Annotated in this window: 12 protein-coding genes; 7 read left to right on the top strand and 5 right to left on the bottom strand. The window is 69.3% G+C overall.

Going from position 1 to position 18,849, the window contains the following annotated elements:
- Positions 1-97: 97 nt before the first annotated feature.
- Positions 98-496, bottom strand: a complete 399-nt coding sequence (locus tag ACFYV5_RS12035; protein WP_389167398.1) for a heavy metal-responsive transcriptional regulator — start codon at positions 494-496, stop codon at positions 98-100.
- 83 nt (positions 497-579) lie between these two features.
- Between ACFYV5_RS12035 and merB the strand changes: the two genes are divergently transcribed.
- The 6 genes from merB to ACFYV5_RS12005 all read left to right on the top strand — a co-directional run bounded on the left by merB (position 580) and on the right by ACFYV5_RS12005 (position 11,985).
- The gene (merB, locus tag ACFYV5_RS12030; protein ID WP_389167395.1) at positions 580-1,563 is read left to right on the top strand and encodes an organomercurial lyase; all 984 of its coding nucleotides are present in this window, start codon (positions 580-582) and stop codon (positions 1,561-1,563) included.
- 712 nt (positions 1,564-2,275) lie between these two features.
- The gene (locus ACFYV5_RS12025; RefSeq protein WP_389167860.1) at positions 2,276-8,464 is read left to right on the top strand and encodes a DNRLRE domain-containing protein; all 6,189 of its coding nucleotides are present in this window, start codon (positions 2,276-2,278) and stop codon (positions 8,462-8,464) included.
- A 3-nt stretch (positions 8,465-8,467) separates the two neighbouring features.
- Complete coding sequence (locus ACFYV5_RS12020; protein WP_389167393.1) at positions 8,468-8,944, top strand: hypothetical protein; 477 nt, start codon at positions 8,468-8,470, stop codon at positions 8,942-8,944.
- A 741-nt stretch (positions 8,945-9,685) separates the two neighbouring features.
- Positions 9,686-10,552, top strand: a complete 867-nt coding sequence (locus tag ACFYV5_RS12015) for a polymorphic toxin-type HINT domain-containing protein (protein ID WP_389167390.1) — start codon at positions 9,686-9,688, stop codon at positions 10,550-10,552.
- Between the two features lie 49 nt (positions 10,553-10,601).
- Complete coding sequence (locus ACFYV5_RS12010; RefSeq protein WP_389167388.1) at positions 10,602-11,213, top strand: DUF6928 family protein; 612 nt, start codon at positions 10,602-10,604, stop codon at positions 11,211-11,213.
- A gap of 130 nt (positions 11,214-11,343) precedes the next feature.
- A complete protein-coding gene (locus tag ACFYV5_RS12005; protein WP_389167386.1) occupies positions 11,344-11,985 on the top strand; it encodes a Tn3 family transposase in 642 nt (213 codons plus the stop codon).
- Between the two features lie 142 nt (positions 11,986-12,127).
- Here ACFYV5_RS12005 and ACFYV5_RS12000 read toward each other — a convergent pair whose 3' ends face one another.
- Both ACFYV5_RS12000 and ACFYV5_RS11995 read right to left on the bottom strand, forming a co-directional pair.
- The gene (locus ACFYV5_RS12000) at positions 12,128-12,727 is read right to left on the bottom strand and encodes a dihydrofolate reductase family protein (protein ID WP_355111869.1); all 600 of its coding nucleotides are present in this window, start codon (positions 12,725-12,727) and stop codon (positions 12,128-12,130) included.
- Entirely contained in the window at positions 12,724-13,584 is an 861-nt protein-coding gene (locus ACFYV5_RS11995) for a metalloregulator ArsR/SmtB family transcription factor (protein ID WP_355111871.1), read from the bottom strand. Before ACFYV5_RS11995 ends, ACFYV5_RS12000 begins: the two co-directional genes overlap by 4 nt.
- 319 nt (positions 13,585-13,903) lie before the next feature.
- Between ACFYV5_RS11995 and ACFYV5_RS11990 the strand changes: the two genes are divergently transcribed.
- A complete protein-coding gene (locus tag ACFYV5_RS11990; protein ID WP_389167382.1) occupies positions 13,904-14,791 on the top strand; it encodes a recombinase family protein in 888 nt (295 codons plus the stop codon).
- Between the two features lie 154 nt (positions 14,792-14,945).
- On the opposite strand, the gene ACFYV5_RS11985 is transcribed toward ACFYV5_RS11990, so the two are convergent.
- On the bottom strand, positions 14,946-15,392 hold the full coding sequence (locus ACFYV5_RS11985) for a hypothetical protein (RefSeq protein WP_389167379.1): 447 nt from the start codon (positions 15,390-15,392) through the stop codon (positions 14,946-14,948).
- Positions 15,389-18,493, bottom strand: a complete 3,105-nt coding sequence (locus ACFYV5_RS11980) for a DNRLRE domain-containing protein (RefSeq protein WP_389167376.1) — start codon at positions 18,491-18,493, stop codon at positions 15,389-15,391. Before ACFYV5_RS11980 ends, ACFYV5_RS11985 begins: the two co-directional genes overlap by 4 nt.
- Positions 18,494-18,849 lie beyond the last annotated feature (356 nt).

The following is an 18,849-nucleotide window of genomic DNA, read 5'->3' as shown; positions in this document are numbered from 1 at the left end:
GCCCGCCGAGGCTGAGGTCATCCTCCGCTGTCGGGCGGCACGAGAGTGTCAGTGCTCGGCGGCACGTGGTGTGTCAGTGGTAGCGGTTTCGACGTGGTCAATGCGGCGACAGGATGGTGCAGACGCCGTCCTCACCGCAGGCGGCGGGATCGGTCTGCGCAGCCCGCTGCGCGAGGTCACGCAGTGCGCTGCGGGTTTTGCGGAGCTCGGCCAGGCGCTGTTCGATGTCCACGAGGTGCTGGCTGATCAGGCCGGTGACGTGTTCGCAGGGGGATTCGCCGTTGTCGCGCAGGGCGAGGACGGAGCGGATCTCGGCGAGGGTGAGGCCGGCGCCCTGGGCGTCGCGGATGAACGCGAGCCGGTTGGCAGCGTCGCCGGAGTAGTCGCGATACCCGGACGCTGTACGGGGTGGCTCGGGCAGCAGCCCGGTCTGCTCGTAGAAGCGGATGGTCTTGGTGGTCAGTCCGCTGGCGGTGGCGAGGTCCCCGATACGCATACCTCCAGGCTACGTCTTGACCTTCCAGTGCGCTGGAAGGTCTAGCGTCTGCCGCAGATGCCATGAACTGGGAGGACAGAGGAATGCGGATCACGGTACTGACGGTTCCCGATTGTCCGAACGCGCCGGTCGCGCGGGAGCGGATCGCCGCCGCGCTGGACGGCCGGACGGTGGACGTGGAACTGGTCGAGGTGCGGGAGGAGGCGGATGCCGCGCGCTGGGGCATGACCGGCTCGCCCACCGTGCTGCTCGATGGTGTCGACCCGTTCGCGGTGGCGGGTGGTGCGGCGCCGAGCGTGTCGTGCCGTCTGTACCGAGACGCGGACGGCCGCACCGACGGGGCGCCGAGCGTTCAGGCCCTGCGTCAGGCTCTCGCGGGCGGGAGCGTGGACCTGTGCGCGGCCACGGGTGAGGACTGCTGCGACTCGGACGTCCTGGACCTGGTCGGGCGTGGCGGTCGGGGTCGGCGGGCTCCGGCCGAGGGCGGGCTGCGGGCGGTTCATCAGGCCGTGCTGCGGCACTTCGCCGCCACCGGCAGCGCCCCTGAGCCGGCCGTACTGGAGGCGGCGGCCGCGACCGCCGGGCGCATGGCCGGTGAGGTGCTGGCCGAGCTGGACCGTGAGGACTTCCTGACCCTCGACGGAGACGGGCAGATCCGGGCCGCCTATCCGTTCTCGGCGGTCGCGACACCGCACCGCGTACGGATCGCCGACGGCGCCGAGGCGTGGTCGATGTGCGCGATCGACGCACTGGGCATCGCGGCGATGCTCGACCAGGACGTGGTGATCTCTTCCGTGGATCCGGTCACCGCGGAGCCGGTCACGGTCACTGTGACGGGGGGTGCGGCGGTGTGGCGGCCTGCAGGCGCGGTGGTGTTCGTCGGCCGCCGTGGGCACGAAGGACCGGCGGCCGCGGTGTGCTGCGACGCGCTGAACTTCTTCGCCAGCGACGCCTCCGCCCGCATCTGGGCCGAGGAGCACCCGCAGGTGAAGGGCGGCATCGTCAGCCAGGCACGGGCCGAAGAGATCGGCCGCGACACCTTCGGCCCTCTGCTGCGCGGCAACTGACCCGGACTCCGGTACGGTCCCTCGCGGAGCGTGAGCAGGAGCCGGCAGGCCGGTCAGGCCGTTCCCCGGCCGATGCCGGGAAGGAACCGTCCGGCCCGGGCGGTGTAAGCGGCGTAAGCCTCCGCGTGCACGGCGGCCAGGTACGGCACCCTGAACGCCCTACCTGCGCGACGAACGCCTCGGCCCCGCAGTCAGCGGACGCCTCGCCCTGATTCGGCTCCGCGCGATCCAGGCATCCCTGTTGACCCGTGGCGTCCTGCTGCGCTGGCAGCCGAACCCATGAGTTCAGCGCCGCCTGACGTCCGAGCGGCGGACGGCGACGCACTTGCTGTTGATGAAGTCGGGTACCTGATGGCAGTCGTCAGGTGCCGTGCGCCGGAGCGGTTTCGTCTGCCGCCGATCGGGGACAGCGCAGGCATCGACGGGTCCGACAACCCCGGGCCGCACGGGCGCAGCCCGCAAGGCCCCGCCCGTCAGGGTTGTGGCGTAGATCACCCGAGTAGCTGGAACTTGGCGGTCCTTTTAATTGATCTTGGGAGCGGTATGGGCGGTTCATGACTCGTTATCTTCTGCTTTGCACTGCACGTACACAGTGTGAAAGTTCGTAAGAGACCGAGGAAATATGACGGTTCACATACCTGCGCCCGAGGAGCGCGGCCGGCCTTGGACCGGGGGGAGCCTGCGCTACATCGCGGGCAGTGTCGCCCTGGCCCTGACCGTCACGCTGCTCGACGGCGCGAGTTCGGCCATGGCGGCGGAGAACGAGGCCTTGGCGGCGGCCACCGCCAAGGTGGAGAAGCCGACCGCCACCCAGGCCGCCGACATCCCGTCGGCGCGAGTGGCGGCGCGGCTGTCGGGCAAACGGGTTGAGGCACTGTCGGAGCGTACGGAGACGTCGACGACGTGGGTGAACAAGGACGGTTCGCTCACGTCCGAGATCGCCGGCGGGCCGATCCGCTTCCGCGACCCCGCGACCGGCGAGTGGCGCGACGTCGACGTCGCGCTGGCCGCCCAGTCCGACGGCTCCGTCGAGTCCAAGGCCCACCCCCGGGGCCTGAAGCTCGGGGGCAGGTCCGGCGCGAAGGCCCCCTCCCTGAAGGCGGCTCAGGCAGCCCCGGCCACCGACCTGGTGACCCTCGGCGAGGGCGATGAGCAGATCACCCTGCAGTGGAAGGGCGGCCTCCCGACGCCGAAGCTGGAGGGCACCCGCGCCGAGTACGTCAACGCCGTGCCCGGCGCGGACGTGGTGGTCGAGGCGACCCGTACGGGCTTCGAGCAGTTCGTCGAGATCAAGCAGAAGCCCGCGACGGACGGCTACACCTACACCCTGCCTCTGAAGACCAAGGGCCTGAAGGTCGAACAGCAGGCCGACGGCAGCGTGCTGTTCACGGACAAGAAGAACAAGAAGACCGCGGTCATGCCCGCGCCGGTGATGTGGGACGCGACCGTCGACCCCGTCTCCGGCAAGCACACGCGCCTGGTCAACGTCGGCATGAAGGTCGTCAAGGCCAAGGGCGGCGTCGACCTGGTCCTCACGCCGGACGCGAAGTTCCTGGCCGATCCGGCGACGAAGTACCCGGTGACGGTCGACCCGTCCACTTCCGCCCTGTCGAACGTCTTCGACACCTACGTCCAGCAGGGCACGACGGTCGACTGGTCCACGGACGTGGAGCTGGACCTGGGCAACCCGGGTACGAAGAACGCCGACGGCACCTACCGCACGGCGCGTTCCTTCATCTCCTGGAACACCGCGCCGATCGCCGACGCGCTGGTCATGGACGCCAAGCTCAGCCTGTGGAACTTCCACTCCGGCAACTACACGGGCTCTTCGTGTCCCACGCAGCCGTGGGAGGTGTGGTCCACCGGGGCCGCGTCGACCTCCTCGCGCTGGGCCGCGCCCAACCAGCCGGCGTGGATCGCGAAGAAGGCCACCTCCTCGGAGACCAGGGGCAACGCCTCCTGCTCCACGCAGCCCGACGGCTGGATCAACGCCGACGTCACGACGATGGTGCAGGAGTGGGCATCGGCCAAGGCCGCCCAGTCCCACATGGGCCTGCGCGCATCCGACGAGAACGTCACCGGCCAGTGGAAGCGCGTCAACTCCGCCAACGCCGCCTCCAACCCGCCCAAGCTGGTCGTCACCTACAACTACCGGCCGCGCACCGGCACGAAGCAGGAGGCCGGCCCGCCGTTCTTCTCCTACAACGGCGCCTACGTGGTCAACACCACGACCCCGACGCTGCGGGACACGTTCGTCGACCCCAACGGTGACAAGATCCAGGGCGCGTACCAGATCTACGACGCCGCCACCAACACCCAGGTCGGCGCCGTGCTCCGGTCGGCGTTCGTCCCGTCCGGGCAGCCCGCCCCGGTCGTCGTACCGGCCGGCGTGCTGACCAACGGCAAGACGTACCAGTTCCGCAGCAGCCCCTACGACGGCACGCACTACAACCTGGGCTGGTCGGCGTGGAAGACCTTCACGGTCGACACCTCCGCTCCGATCGCCCCGGCCGGCATCACCTCGACGGACTACCCGTCGAACGCCTGGGTCAAGGGCGCGGGCCAGGCGGGCACGTTCACCGTCACGCCGAACGGCACCGACCACAACTGGCTCGAGTGGTCCCTGGACGGTGTGACCTGGACCAAGGTCGCCACCGGCGGCTCCACGGCCGCCAAGGCCGTCTCCGTCACCCCGCCGAAGGACGGCACCCACACCCTTCAGGTGCGGCAGGTCGACAAGGCCGACAACAAGTCCGAGGCCGTGGAGTACACCTTCCACGCCGGCCCCGGCGGCTTCGTCCAGCCCGCCGCGGGTGAGCGCACGGCGCGCCGTCTGCCGCTGGTCGCCGAGGCGGACGGCACCAAGTACAACAGCGTCTCCTTCTCCTGGCGGCGCTCCGAGGCTGACCCGTGGGTGAAGATCCCGGCCGGCGACGTCACCGCCGGCGGCACCGCGCTGACCGCCTGGCCCGTCCCCCTGACCGGCGGTCAGAACACCCCGCTGGTGTGGAACACCACCGACACGGTCAACCCGGACGGCACGGTCCAGATCAAGGCCGACTTCACCGGCCCGAACCTCGCCGCCGGCGCCACTCAGCCCCTGACCGTCATCGTCGACCGCAACGCCCAGGGCGCCGCGTCCGACGAGGTCGGCCCCGGCTCGGTCAACCTGCTCACCGGTGATTACACCCTGTCGGCCACGGAAGCCTCCGCGTTCGACCTCTCCGTCTCCCGCACGGCGTCCTCGCGCACCCCGGACAAGGGGGCGAAGCAGGAGGGCCAGGCCGCGATCTTCGGCAAGGAGTGGGTGTCCGGCACGGTCGCCGAGCTGACCGAGTCCGACTACTCCCATCTCCGCAGGACCTCCGACACCGCCGTCGCGGTCGTCGATTCCGAAGGCGAGGAGACGCACTTCACCGCGAACACGGCGAAGACCGGCTGGATCGCCGAGCCGGGCGCGGAGGGCCTGACGCTGACCGGCAGCGTCACCGGGGCCTTCACGCTGACGGACACCGAGGGCACCGTCACGCAGTTCACCAAGCCCGACGCGGCGGCCACCACCTGGCAGGTCTCCTCCTCGCTGCAGGACGGGGTCGGCGGCTCCACGACCACCGTGGTCTCCGAGACGGTGACCGCGGGTACCGCGAAGCTGGCCCGCCCCAAGCGGATCATCGCCCCCACCTCGGCCGTGTCGGCCGCCACCTGCACCGCCACGCCGTCCACCAAGGGCTGCCGCGCGCTGGAGTTCGTCTACGGGGCGTCCACCACCGCCACCGCCTCAGCCTTCGGCGACTTCGCCGGCCAGGTGAAGGAGATTCGCCTCTGGTCCACCGAGCCCGGCGCCGCCTCGGCGACGGCCAAGCCGGTCCAGTCGTACCTGTACGACGAGGCGGGCCGTCTCCGCGAGACGTGGAACCCGCAGCTCGGCTACGCCACCGCCACGCACTACGGCTATGACTCCGCGGGCCGGGTCACCGGCCTGACCCCCGCGGGCGAACTGCCCTGGACCTTCACCTACGGCCAGGCCGGCAACGCCGCCACCGCCGGACCCGGCATGCTCCTCAAGGCCTCCCGCTCCGGCCTCCAGCAGGGCACCAAGGACGTGGAGCAGGGCACCGCCGCCACCAGCATCGTCTACGACGTGCCGCTGACCGGCACCACCGCCCCGTACAAGATGGGCGCGGCGGACGTGAAGGCATGGGGGCAGCTCGACGCCCCCGCCGACGCGGCCGCCGTCTTCCCGGCCGACTCCGTGCCCGCCTCCCACTCGGGAGCCGGCCTGACCGCCGCCTCCTACGCACGTGCCAACATCACGTACATGGGAGTCTCGGGGCGCTCCGTCAACACGGTCACCCCGGGCGGGCACGTCTCCACCACGGAGTACGACCGCTTCGGCAACACCGTCCGCGAGCTCTCGGCCGCCAACCGGGCCGTCGCTCTTGGCACCACCGCCGCCGACCAGGCCGTCCAGGCCGACCTCGGCATCGGCAAACTCACCGGCGCCGAACGCGCCGAACTCCTGTCGACCAAGTCCGTCTACGACGAGAGCGGCGTCCGCGAGCTGGAGAAGTTCGGCCCGCTCCGCCGGATCGAGCTGACCGCCGACCTCAAGTCGGGCACCACCACCCTGGTGGCGGCGGGCACGTCCGTCACCGCCAGGTCCTGGACGGTCAACGAGTACGACGCGGGCCGTCCCACCGACGGCACCGCCAAGGTCAAGGACCAGGTCACCCGGATCACCAACGGTGCCCAGGTGCGCGAGCACCCCACCGTCCACGGCGAGACCCGCGTCACCCAGTCCACATTCGACTGGGCCAAGGGCCTGCCGCTCAGCACGATCGTCGACCCCGGCGGGCTGGCGCTGACCACCACCAAGCAGTACGACTCGCAGGGCCGTGAGACCGCGCTGATCCTCCCCGGGGGAACCGCGACCTCCGCGAACACGCTCGTCACCACCTACTGGTCCGCCACCGGCACCGGAACCTGCCAGGGCCGCCCCGAATGGGCCGACCTGGTCTGCTCCACCGCACCGGGCGGCGCGATCACCGGCGGCGGCGGCAACCCGTCGCAGCTGCCGACCACCACCACCGAGTACAACTGGTGGGGCGCTCCCGCGAAGGTCACCGAGACCGCGAACGGCGTCACCCGCACCACCACGACCACCCACGACAACGCCGGCCGTCCCACCAAGGTCGCCGTCACCGGCACCGGACAGGCCGTGCCCGAGGTGACGACCGAGTACGACCCGGCGACCGGGCGCGTGGTCAAGACGGTCTCCCCGACCGGCGGCACCATCACCAAGGCGTACGACAAGCTCGGCCGCCAGATGTCCTACACGGACGCCGACGGCGGTGTCACCACCACCGAGTACGACCTGCTGGACCGGCAGGTGAAGGTCACGGACAACGCGCCGTCGACCATCACCTACACCTATGACCACGCGGCCGAGCCGCGCGGCCTGGCCACGAAGACCACGGACTCCGTCGCCGGCGTCTTCCAGGCCACCTACGACGCCGACGGCTCCGTCGCCACGGAGAAGCTCCCTGGCGGCTACACCCTCACCCTCACCGAGGACCCCACCGGTGCTCCGCTGAAGCGCAGCTACACCCGCGACAGCGACGGTGCGTCCGTCTACTCCGACACGGTCACCGAGTCCGTGCACGGACAGGTCACCAGCCACGCCGGGTGGTCCGCCCAGGAGTACGACTACGATGCCGGCGGCCGCCTGATCACGGTCGAGGACACCGCCGACACGGTCTGTACCAAGCGCACGTACGCCTTCGACGCGCGCGCCAACCGCAAGACGCTCACCTCGGCGGCCGGCGAGCCCGGAGCGGACTGCCCCACCACCGGAGGCACCACCACCAGCCACACCTATGACAGTGCGGACCGCATCGTCGACGCCGGGTACGCCTACGACGCTTTCGGCCGCACCACCTCGGTGCCGGGCAACGGAACGATCGGCTACTACGCCAACGACCTGGCCCACCAGCAGACCGCGAACGGCACGCGGCAGACCTGGCAGCTCGACGCCGCCCTGCGCTTCCGCTCCTTCAAGACCGAGACCGGCAGCGGCAGCACCTGGACCCAGACCGGTTCCAAGACCAACCACTACGACAGTGACGGCGACGCCCCCCGCTGGATCGTGGAGGACACCGCCACAGGCGAACTGACCCGCATGGTCGAGTCCGCCACCGGCGACCTGGCCGCCACCACGAGCAAGACCGGAGACACCGTCCTCCAGCTCACCACCATCCACGGCGACGTGGCCCTCCAGCTGCCGCTGGACACGTCCAAGGCCCCGGTGGCGCTCGACAGCGACGAGTACGGCAACCCCCGGGCAGGCCAGGCCGCCACCCGATACAACTGGCTCGGCGCCAAGCAGCGCTCCACCGAGACCCTCACCGGCCTCACCCTGATGGGCGTACGCCTGTACAACCCGGCCACGGGCCGCTTCCTCCAGATGGACCCGGTCCGCGGCGGATCCGCCAATGCCTACGAGTACGCGTTCGCGGATCCGGTCAACAAGTACGACACCGACGGCCGCTGGGTCCCGCTGGTCATCGGCGTGGCGCGACTGGGCATGGCCTGTTTCCGGTACTGCGGCAAGATCTACCGGGGCGCCAAGATGGCATACCGGGGCTGGCGAGTACGGCGTAAGATCCACAAGTACACGTACACCCGCACCTCGTGGGGCCACAGGTACAGCAGGCCCTACATGCACTCGGCCCACCACCTGCGCAACGTCACCCGGGGCCGCCCGATGCGCGACCCGCGGGGCGCGCGGAACGCCATCGCCTGGAACACGCGGGGCTCCTTCAACGGCCGTCGCGGATCCTACGAGCTGGTCGTCAACTACAAGACCCGGAAAATCCTGCACTTCCAGTTCAGGGGTTGGTAGCCAGTGATCTTTCACTTCGACCGGCAGCAGGCACCCACGCCGGGCAAGCTGCTCTACATCGAGGACGAGCTGTCCCTCTTCTTCGAGGAGAGCGACCCGCTTGCGCAGGTGCAGAGCGGCCGAGACCGCACCGAGATCTCGGTCGGCGCGGTGGACCTCACCGTCCACCTGCCCACGGGGAAGGTCCTGTTCGCCTCGGGATACGCGCCCCGCGAGGGCTGGCGGCCGGGCACCGTGACGCCCCCGCCCCACCAGGCGGGTGCCGTGGCGGTCACCGGGCTCGACGCCCTCCCCGGGATGGCCGTCCGCGTGGACGCCAGAAAGTACGGGATCACGCTCGACGGCCGTACCGGCTGGCTGCAGGTGACGGCCGGCGTCCCGACCCACGAGGCCCTCGCGTTCGCGGAGGGAACCGTGATCGGAGTGGACGCCGACGGCGGCCTCAGCGGCCTCTGGCTCAAGCCGGAGTTCGCCGACTGACCCGCTGATGAGCACGGAGAACGGCCCCGCCGGGCACCCGCCCGGCGGGGCCGTTCGCCGCCCGTACCCGTAGGGGACGGTCCGGGTCCACGAAGACCGGGGCAACGATCCTGGCGACCTTGGCGGTGCCGTGGGGGTCCGGCCGAAGGCACGCCCGATGTTCTGCACGATCGCGACCTGGGAGTCACGAGGATTGGCGAAGCAGATCGCCTGGCCGCGTCTACACCGTTGGCGAACAGGCGATGTGCTGCTCATCGATATGCGTGTCCCCACCGACGGGTCCGCCGGTTCTTCCGGTTCGCCGGCCGGTGGAGAGGCATCCGTACGAGGGAGGCCGGTCACCGACTTGCCGGGCGCCGGTCGCGCGGAGGTGGTCCGGGCCGTAGACAGGGAGGAGCAGCTGCGTCCGCTGACAGGACCGGTCGGGCTGCGACCCCACAGCCAGGGAGTCGTGCCCGCCCCCGAGCGGCACGGCTCCCTGTCGGGATCGAGGACCTAGTGCTACGTCGCCCGGTGGAACCGATGCTCGCCCAGGCCCGGGAGACCCTCCCCGGCCCCGGCGTCCTGCCCGGCGGGCTCGCGGTTGAGGCCAAGTTCGACGGCTAAACTGTCCGCCGCCTTCACACGACGGCAGCGTCGCGCCTTTCTGGCCGAGTACGTCTCCTGGATCTCCACCGACCAGGAAGGCTCAGCGAGCACGGTCACAACGCAGGACCTTCTGGACGGGGAGAACGCGGCTCGGTGGCTCCACGCCGCCGAGCGGGGTCAGACACGGCGCCGTCGCAGTCTCCACGGCCCCCAGGCCCCGGCGTCCCGGAATTCCAAGGCCGCCCGTGTGTCGACACTCAACGCCTTCTCCGCGCACTACGGCCGCCCGCTCGGACTCCAGCCAGCGCCCGCGGAGTTCGCCGATCGGCCGACCCTTATACCGGAGAAACCGGGACGCGTGAAGTAACACAGCTCATCGTCACGGAGGACGACAAGAAGTTCGATGAACTGACGATCTCCACTCCAGGTGGGCCTGCCAAACTCACGGCGACGCACGAACACCCCTTCTGGGTGGTCTCCGAGAGCCGCTGGCTTGAGGCACAGGACCTGAAGCCTGGGATGACGCTGCGCACGGGAACCGGCCGCGAGGTCGCCGTATCGGCGAATCGCCCGTTCCAGTGGAAGGCTCGCACCTACAACCTCACCGTGAACGGCCTGCACACGTGCTATGTGCTGGCTGGCAAGACTCCGGTGCTGGTGCACAACGCCGGTGAATGTCCTGTCACTGGATTGCCGCACGGCGCCCTTGGTGAAAGTGCCACTCTTCAGAGGCTTCAAGATGAGGGGTACACGAGCATCACAAGGGAAGTCAGATTCAAGAACAGCCAAGGGGATGTATTCCGTGCCGACTTCGTTGCGCAGAACCCCTCAGGGAACTGGGTGGCGGTTGAGGTGAAGACCGGTAGAGGTGCATCTCTGACCGACAACCAAGCGCTGGGATACGCTGAGCTTGGTCATGGCGGTGCGGTGCTGAATACGAGCAGGGTGCCGGGCCTGAAGAAGGGCTCAACGGTCACGATGAAGGTAGAAGTGGACTTGTGGCGCTGTCCCGACTGCTAGAGGGTGTGCCACTTCGAGAGCGTGGCCGGAATTTCTAGGGAGGCATTCGATGGGATCAAAAGCCGCCGTGGTGGTTTTCGCTGAAGCGGAACCCAAAAGGGTTTTCCGTGACTCCGTCGTGATCGATCGCGCCAAGTCGCAACGTCTCGCGGAGATGGTCCTCGGAGCCACTTCGCATGAGGCAGGCCTTCTCGCACTTGACCTCGCTGTTTGGCCTGATAGCAGGGTTGTGTGTGTCGCGAGCCTGTCTGGGTATGAGGTTGTCTGTTCTCGCGAACTCGCGCGGCGTCAGCCCAGCGAGTTGACTGAGTGGATCTCCCAATTAGCGAGCGGCAGAGATGCCTACGCTGTTTTCATGCACAGTGCTGAGGACTGGGGGGCTTTCGCGATCTGGTCGGACGGTCGTCTAGTCAGGTCCCTGAGTGTGAGCCCGGATTCAGGGGTCATCGAGGATGTAGGTGAACGCCTCCCGTTCGAAGTCCCCTTCTGGGAAGGTGAGCATTCGGTTCGAAGTGGAGCGGGCTATAGCTTGCCCTTCCATCCGATCGATTTCGGAAATGAGGCGCTGAGGGAATTCTTCGGATTCATTCTTGAAGGTCGCGAGGATGAATCCTGTGTCGACCCTGAAGAGGTCGAGATTCCAGCGTTTCGGGCTGTATAGACCCAATCTTGCGCCCCGATTGGCCCCCTTACGGGCGTGAAGGTGCTTGAAGGAAACTTCAATCGATTGCAAAACCGGAAGCCCCACCAGAGTTCCTTCTGGTGGGGCTTCCGGCCCGTTGACGGCAACGTTGACGGCAACGTCAGCGGACGGCTGCCGCGGCGGGTGGGCCGTCGGGCCGATCCGCTGGGAGCTGATCGAGCAGCAGTACGGCCAGATGGTGAAGTACGCCACCGCGCTCCGGCTCGGCACCGCCGAGGCGGAGCAGGTGCTGCGGCGTTTCACCCGCGGCGGCCCCAAGCACCCCACGTACCAGGCCCTCGAAGAACTCGGCCGTGCCGTGCGCACGATCTTCGCCTGCGACTACCTGGCCAGCCCCGGCCTGCGCCGGGAGATCCACGGCGGGCTCCAGGTCGTGGAGAACTGGAACAGCGCGAACACCGTGCTGCACTACGGCAAGGACGGCGCCCTGGCCGGCCCGGACAAGGAGCACGCCGAGACCTCGATGCTCGCCCTGCACCTGCTCCAGTCCGCGCTCGTCCACGTCAACACCCTGCTGGTGCAGCAAGTTCTGGCCGAACCGGCCTGGGCGAAGAAGCTGAGCGACGAGGACCGGCGCGGCCTGACCGCGCTGTTCTGGTCCAACGTCAACCCGTACGGCACCTTCCGCCTGGACATGGACAAGCGCCTCGACCTGGGGCCGGCCGCCGCCCTGCCCCGCCCCCGCATTCCGGCAGGCTCCGCCAACCGATCGCGTACAGAGACACGATGAAGGACTCCTCGGACATCACCGCCCCCAGATGAGCGAGGCGATGGAGGACGGTAGGAGCCGGGAAGCGTCGCGTACATGCGCGTCTGTCTGTCAATATGCCCGGGGTGGCCGGCTCGTCGGCTGGGTGTGCTGATCGGCCGGTTCAGCGGGCCCGGTCATAGACCATGGCGATCTCGCCCAGTTCGCCGGTCTCCTGGTGGGTGAGCTTCCACTTCGTAGCCGGCAGGCCGTCGTCGAACAGCCGCTGCCCGTCTCCCGCGATCTCGGGGAAGACCATGAGGTACAGCCGGTCGAGCAGATCTGCCGCGAGCAGCGGCTTGATGACACTCGGGGAGCTGTTGACGAGGATGTCACCCTCGCCGGCGGCCTTGAGTTCGGCAACGATGTCGGCGGCTGGGGCGTTCACCACACGGGTGCGTTCCCACGGCGCCTCGGTCAGGGTGGTCGAGAAGACCACCTTTTCCGTGTCCACCAGCCACTTCGCGTATCCGCGATCACGCGGATCGGCGTTGTCGTCCTCGGAGACCGAGGGCCAGTACCCGAGGAATCCCTCGGCGTTGATCCGGCCGAGCAGCGCCGTCGTCGCGCCCTCCCAGATGCGGGTGAGTTGGCGCCGCGCGACCTCGGAAGTCACGTACGGCGCGAACATGCTGAAATCGCTGGGCCCGCCAGGACCGTGGTAGCGCCCGTCGAGGGAGAGGCTCAGGTTCGCGGCCACCCTGCGGCCGGTCGAGTCAGTCATTCCGTGCTCCTTACATCGGTGGTGTCAGTGTCGTGCGCGGCCGCGACGAGGGTCGCCGCGAGCTTGTCGAGGCTCTGGCCGAAGCCGATCTCGATGCCTGCGATGAAGTCGGCGGAGTCGACGGTGCTGTCCGTGATCCGCCAGTGGACGTCCAGGTCCGTGCCAGCGTCAGTGGGGCGCAGTCCCAGGTCGACGTGAGCGGTGAAGGCCAGGCCGCCGTCGGGGAGTACCGGCGAGGTCCGGTAGATGAGGCGCTCGGCGGGCCGTACGTCCTCGACGATGCCCTCCGCGCGCCCGGCGACCACGTCAGAGCCGTCGGTGTCCTCGGCATCGCGGTACTCATGGACGATCCGGCCACCCGGTCGCGCCTCGAAGACGAGCTCGGAGATGCGGAGGTCGTCGGGCGTCCACCACCGGGAGAGCAAGGAGGGCTCAGTCAGGTGCCGCCAGACCAGCTCGGGGCGGCCTGCGAGCGGCCGGTGAAACGTGAACGAGCGGCCGTCGGCCCACCCGGGCTCCTCCGCGGCGGCCCGCTCCGCGTGGAGACTCGCCCCGTAGCGGTCGTAAGACGCGCGTGTGCCGCCAGCCTGGGACGCGGTGTCGGCGAGCCGGCTGAGCGTGGCCGCAAGGTCCTGCAGGGGAACAGGCCGGAGCGCGTAGATACGGCGCTGGCCGGTGCGCTGGGAGGTGACGACGCCGGCTCGTTCGAGCGTCTGCAGGTGTTTGGTCGTCTGTGGCTGGCGTGCCCCGGCGAGCTGGGCGAGGACACCGACCGGGCGGGGCCGCTCGGCCAGCAGGCTCACGAGCCGCCAGCGGGCCGGGTCGGCCAGCGCGGTGAGGAGTGCGTGTGCGTCCATGGAGACTAGTATTCTCCATAAAGAATATTCGCGTCAAGGAATAATCTAGGGATCGGCCGGTGCGCCACATCCGGAACGTCCAGGCCGGGACCGGCAGGGAGGCCCCAGCCGTTACAGAACGACGACCCCGAGCCGCGAGGATCAGCAGGACCACGCAGGTCATCATGTGCAGCTGGTCCTCCTCTTGGGGAGACTGGCCGCGACGGGGTACGGCGTTTCATAGGTGGTCGCTCGTGAAACACCCGGCCGCGCAGCGGTCCACCTGCGGCGATCATGTTTCATGAGTTGTTGCAAACGACTGGGCGCCTGAAACGCCCTCATGAAACGCTCCGAGGTCGTGAGCGACGACTTCAAGCGCGTGGAAGCGCACGACTGCCCGATGTCCACCTGCGCCGCCCCCGCGGGCTCCCCGTGCCGGACCGGGAAGGGTCGGGTGGCGATCCAGTACCACACCGCCCGCTTCCGCCTGGTGCCCCAACTCGCCAAGGCTCTCAACGTGCCGACCCCCGCTGTACGCAAGCCGGGGGCGGTGTGGATCGAACTTCCCCGGCCCATGAGCGCTGGCACCGAGCCGGTCGGACACGTCCGCCTGGGGTACGCACGCGCCTCGACGGCTCGGCAGTCCCTGGACGCCCAGCTCGACTCCCTCGCCGAGGCCGGAGTCACCCGGGTGTTCTCGGAGAAGATCTCCACCCGCGCCACCCAGCGGCCCGAGCTGGAGGCCGCTGTGAAGCTCGCCGGGGAGATTCGCTCCTCCGGCGTCGCCGTCACCCTCGTCGTGCACGAGCACAAGCGGCTCGGCCGTGGCATCGAGCTCGCCATGCTCGCCGAGGAGCTGAAGGCGAGCGATGTCGGCCTGGAGTTCCTCGCCGGGGAGCTGAAGGGCTCGCACGACCCGTCCGGCATCGTGTTCACCGTGCTCGCCGCGATGTCCGGCATGGAGCGCGAGTACATCCGCGACCGCACTCTCGAAGGCCACGAGAGTGCGCGGAAACGTGGCAAGATCATCGGCGGCGCCGGGGTCACCGACGACGGCATGCTGTCTATGGCCCTCCACCTTCGCGACCAGGAGTTGAGCCTGCGCGACATCGCCAAGCGGCTTGTCATCACCACGGGCGCGAAGAAGGGCCAGCACCCCTCGCCCGCCACTGTCATGCGGATGCTGCGTGAACACGATGAGCAGGCGGCCACGGTGGCGAGCGCGTGATCATCCCGCTACTTTGCGGCTGGTGTCTGAGCTAGGACTCCGGGGCCGCGACGGGCTGACCGCCCCGCCCCCCGGCGGCCCCTGAACACGAAAAAGGCCGGGGCCCCGGTTCTTCCGAACCGGGGCCCCGGCCTTCCGTGGGGAAGGGGACCGCTCAGGCCGCGAGAGGCGCCTTCCGCACCGCGCCGCGGAGCCCCAGGACACAGGCGACGCCGGCGGTGAGGGCGAAGAGCACCATCACCACGTTGACCAGCACGTCCGGTCCGGCGTCCTGCGCCAGCGCGTTGGACGTCGCCGCCCAGACGCCGAGCACCTGCGTGACGGCCACGAGGCCGAATCCAGCGGCACGCGCCCACGAGGGGCCCTTGTCCGCGAAGGAGGCGAGCCCGAGCGCGGCCGCTCCCCAGAGCAGCAGCAGGACCGTCACCCCTTCGGCGGCGAGGAAGAGGACGCCGCCGAGGCCGCCGTACCCCCCCGCGTCCGTGTGGTCGATCTCAGAGGTGTCCACCACGAACACCGCAAGGGCCAACTCCATGAGGAGCAGGTAGCAGGCCTCCAGAACGAGGATCAGGGCACCGGCCCGCCTGACGAAAAGGGTCACTGATTGCTCCTCACAAGCCTGCCGCTCTTGATGATCCACAGCTTGCCGTTCCGCTGGGCGCTGCGGCAATCGTCCCGCGCCTTCGTCCCGGCGCTGTTCTGGCCGGTCCGCTTGCGGCCGATCTCCCGGCCGATCGCGTTGTTCTTCAGGTCCATCTGCTTGTCAACGCCCGAGGACGTCGACTCGTGCCGGGTCGCGAACTCGTAGGCGTCCGTGGTGGACAGGCGGATCTCCATCCGCGCGTTCCAGTAGCAGTGCCGGAAGGAGTCCCCCGTGCCCTGGAAGAGGGTGCTGTCGGGGTACCAGTCCTGCGCCTGCTTGAACGCCTTGTTCGCCGCGTCGTAGGCCGCGGTGCAGTCGATCGGGTTCCAGAAGCAGTACGACCTCTCGGAGGGCGTGGCGCTGCCGTAGCCGAAGCCCGGGTCCATCAGGACCGGGTAGGCGAGCACCTGGCCGGCGGCCGGCGCCAGCGAGGCGGTGACCTCGGTGCCCGAGAGCGTGAGCTTCACGGGGATCTCGACGCCCTTGGCGTCCCTGGCGATCGGGGCGGTGATGAAGGTGAGGTTGCCCAGTTCGTCCGAGACGATGATGACGTTGTCCGCTCCCTGCGTGGCCGTCTGGCCGGGACGCAGCTGGAGGGAGTACGCGTAGCTCTTCGCCGCGGACGCGCTCCGCAGCAGGTGGAACGTCTCGACGGCGTTCTGGCTCGTCCGGATGGCGAGGGTGTCCGCGTCCGTCTGCGTGTTGGGGTAGACGATGACGCCGGTCTCGCTGAGGCCGGCGGTCGCGGCGGCACCCGCGGGCATGGTCACGGCGGTCTGGGTGGTCCCGTCCGCGCTCGTGCCCACGATCTCCTGGCCCGCCGTGCCGGGGAGCTCCACGACGCCGGCGGCGAGAACGGACTCCTCCGTCTCGACGACCTCGGGGTCGATCTGCTCCTGGTAGCCCACCGGGGTGTCGTCGACCTCCGGGTACTCGGTGTCGATGGGCCGGTCCTCGGGCTCCGCCTGCTCCTCCTCGGGGTGGAGCAGGTCGGAGAAGTGGGTCTCGGCGATCTGGTTGATGAACGCGGGGGAGAGGACCCCGGTGATCCGGCCGCTGCGGAAGGTGTACTCCGCCGGGTCCGACCACGTTCCGGCGACGTTCTTGACCCGGGCGGACAGGACGTGCGTGCCGTCCACCGAGGGGGTCAGGGTCACGGTCGCCTTGCCGGCCGTCAGCGCCACGGTGCTCGGCGCGCCACCGTCGAGGGTGTACTCGGCCGTCACCGCCTTGCCCTGGGGATCGGTGATCGTGAACGATCCGGGCGTCCCCACGCCGCCGTGCCACAGGCCGTCGGCGGGGTAGGTGGTGGAGCTGACGGCGGGGGCCGCGGGCACGGACGTGTCCACGGTCAGGGTGCGCCAGACGGACCAACCGCCGTTCCAGAGCTTGCCGTCGTACACGGCGATGCGCCACTTGTACGTCCCCGGCGCCAGCGCGCCGGCCGTCCAGGTGCCGGGCTTGCCGGACGGGACGAAGGCGGAGACCCCGCTCGTGACCTTGGCGGTGGCGTCCGCGTTCCACACCTCGAAGGTGAGGCGCACGGAGTCACCGTCGGGGTCGGTGGCCTGACCGGTGAGGGTGGGGGTGGTGTCCGCCGTGACCAGGGCGTCGGCGGGGCTCACCGGGGAGGCCAGGTTCGGCTTGGTGTTGTACGTGACGACGAGGGTCGGCTCGGTGGGGCCCTGGGACCCGTCCACGTAGTTCGCGGAGCGGAAGCGCCGCCAGCTCAGCGAGTCGGCCTCGTCGACCGCGCGCACCTGGAGGCCGTGGTTCGGCTGGCCCGAGGCCCAGGCCTGGACGATCGCGTCCACGTCCCAGCGCATGAAGTTCGCCGGGCACGCCGAACTGAATCCGTACGCAGCCTTGGAGACGACGGCGCCGTCGGCCGTCGTCGCGGGCTGGACCCCCCAGGTCACCGCGCTGGGGTCCCAGTTCGCGGTGATGCGCCGGACGGCCACGCCGGACCCGGTCGTGGCGCAGCTCGACGACCAGTAGGAGTGCAGCCTGAACTCGGTGTCCAGGATCTGCTTGCCGGCGTACTTCGACACGTCGAATTTCACGTACGACCGGGCCTTCGTGGTGCCGCCGTCGTACGTCCCGGCCTTCAGCTCGGTCGAACCGCGCTGGGAGTCGGGGTAGTTGGTGGCGACCCAGGTGTCCGTGGACGCCGCCAGGGTCGTCGTCGGGTCGATGTTGACCGGGTAGACGACGTCGGGGTCGGTGAGGAACTCCATGCTCGGCTTGAGGACCAGGACCGCCCGGCCCGCCCCCTGCTCGATGCTGGTCTCGATCTCCATGGAATGAGTCGGGTCCCCGGACTTCGGGTCCGTGCCCATGCCCCACATGCGGGGGGCCGGGGCGCTGGCGACCAACGTCCCCTTGGAGTCCTCGAGTCGCAGGTGCCCCGACCGCTCCTTCTCCAGGCTCAGGCCCTTGAGGGTGATCGGGAGCCTCAGCTCCACCGGCTTGGTGGGCCGCTCGTTCAGGATGAGCGACTCGGTGAAGCCCTGCGGGAGCGCGGTGACGTGCAGGTCACCGTCGGGAACGACATCGTGGTAGACCGCGGTGTCGCCCTCGACCCGAGGGGTCGGCAGGGACTTCGACGTGGACCAGTCGAGACCGAAGGTCTGCGTCCCCCGGGTGACGGCGGCGAAGTCCTCGGCCCCGCCGTCGGACAGTTCGACGTCGGCCAGGGCGACTTCGGGTTCCAGCCGCTCCCCAGTGTCGACGAGGGTGGTGTCGAGCTGCTTCCACTCGCCACCCTCCTTGACCCGGAACGGTCCGGACGCGGTCTCCGTGGTGAGCGTCCCGTTCGGGTTCGCCCAGGTGCTGGAGGTCTCCGTCCGCTCGGACAGGGCCTCGACGCGCTTTCCCCTCAACGCGGCGGCCAGGCGGGCCGAAGCGAGGTCAGGTGCCTCGGCGCGGCCGGTGGTGGTGCCAACGCCGCTCGATGCGGCGGCGATCGGTGTTTGCTCTACCGCGGTGGCCGGCAGCTGTATGGACAGCGTCAGCGCAACGGCGGTCGAGACGGACGCGAGACGTACTGCTCGTCGCATCCATCCCCCCTTAATCGTGCGTTCGATGTGGATCACCTGCGAGGCAGGCGGCGCGTGATCATTTCATGAGGATTGAGTAAAGGAACAGTCATGGACCTATGTGGTCAGTCACACGGCGTTTCGAGAGGGCGCAGAACGTGACTGTTCGTGATCAAGGGGAGGGGGTGGCCCTCGGTCGTGCCGCCGGATGCGCCCGGACACGCCACAACGACGCAGGCCCCCGGTTCTTCGAACATGGAGGCAACCAAGCCGGGCAACCTCTGAGGTCGGGAGCAGCGACGCCGGAGGGGTGACGTGGACAGCCCCCTCCCGGGTATGCCGAAGGGCGGGCCGTCAGTTCCGGCGGGGCGCAGCGC

It is taken from the genome of Streptomyces sp. NPDC003035 (assembly GCF_042888285.1).
Classification (GTDB): Bacteria; Actinomycetota; Actinomycetes; order Streptomycetales; family Streptomycetaceae; genus Streptomyces.
This window is presented reverse-complemented; position numbering and strand designations above follow the sequence as displayed.

Coding starts and splice junctions, on each gene's coding strand:
- ACFYV5_RS12035 (WP_389167398.1), bottom strand. CDS start 496: ATGCGTATCGGGGACCTCGCCACCGCCAGCGGACTGACCACCAAGACC.
- merB (WP_389167395.1), top strand. CDS start 580: ATGCGGATCACGGTACTGACGGTTCCCGATTGTCCGAACGCGCCGGTC.
- ACFYV5_RS12010 (WP_389167388.1), top strand. CDS start 10,602: ATGGGATCAAAAGCCGCCGTGGTGGTTTTCGCTGAAGCGGAACCCAAA.
- ACFYV5_RS12000 (WP_355111869.1), bottom strand. CDS start 12,727: ATGACTGACTCGACCGGCCGCAGGGTGGCCGCGAACCTGAGCCTCTCC.
- ACFYV5_RS11995 (WP_355111871.1), bottom strand. CDS start 13,584: ATGGACGCACACGCACTCCTCACCGCGCTGGCCGACCCGGCCCGCTGG.
- ACFYV5_RS11990 (WP_389167382.1), top strand. CDS start 13,904: ATGAAACGCTCCGAGGTCGTGAGCGACGACTTCAAGCGCGTGGAAGCG.
- ACFYV5_RS11980 (WP_389167376.1), bottom strand. CDS start 18,493: ATGCGACGAGCAGTACGTCTCGCGTCCGTCTCGACCGCCGTTGCGCTG.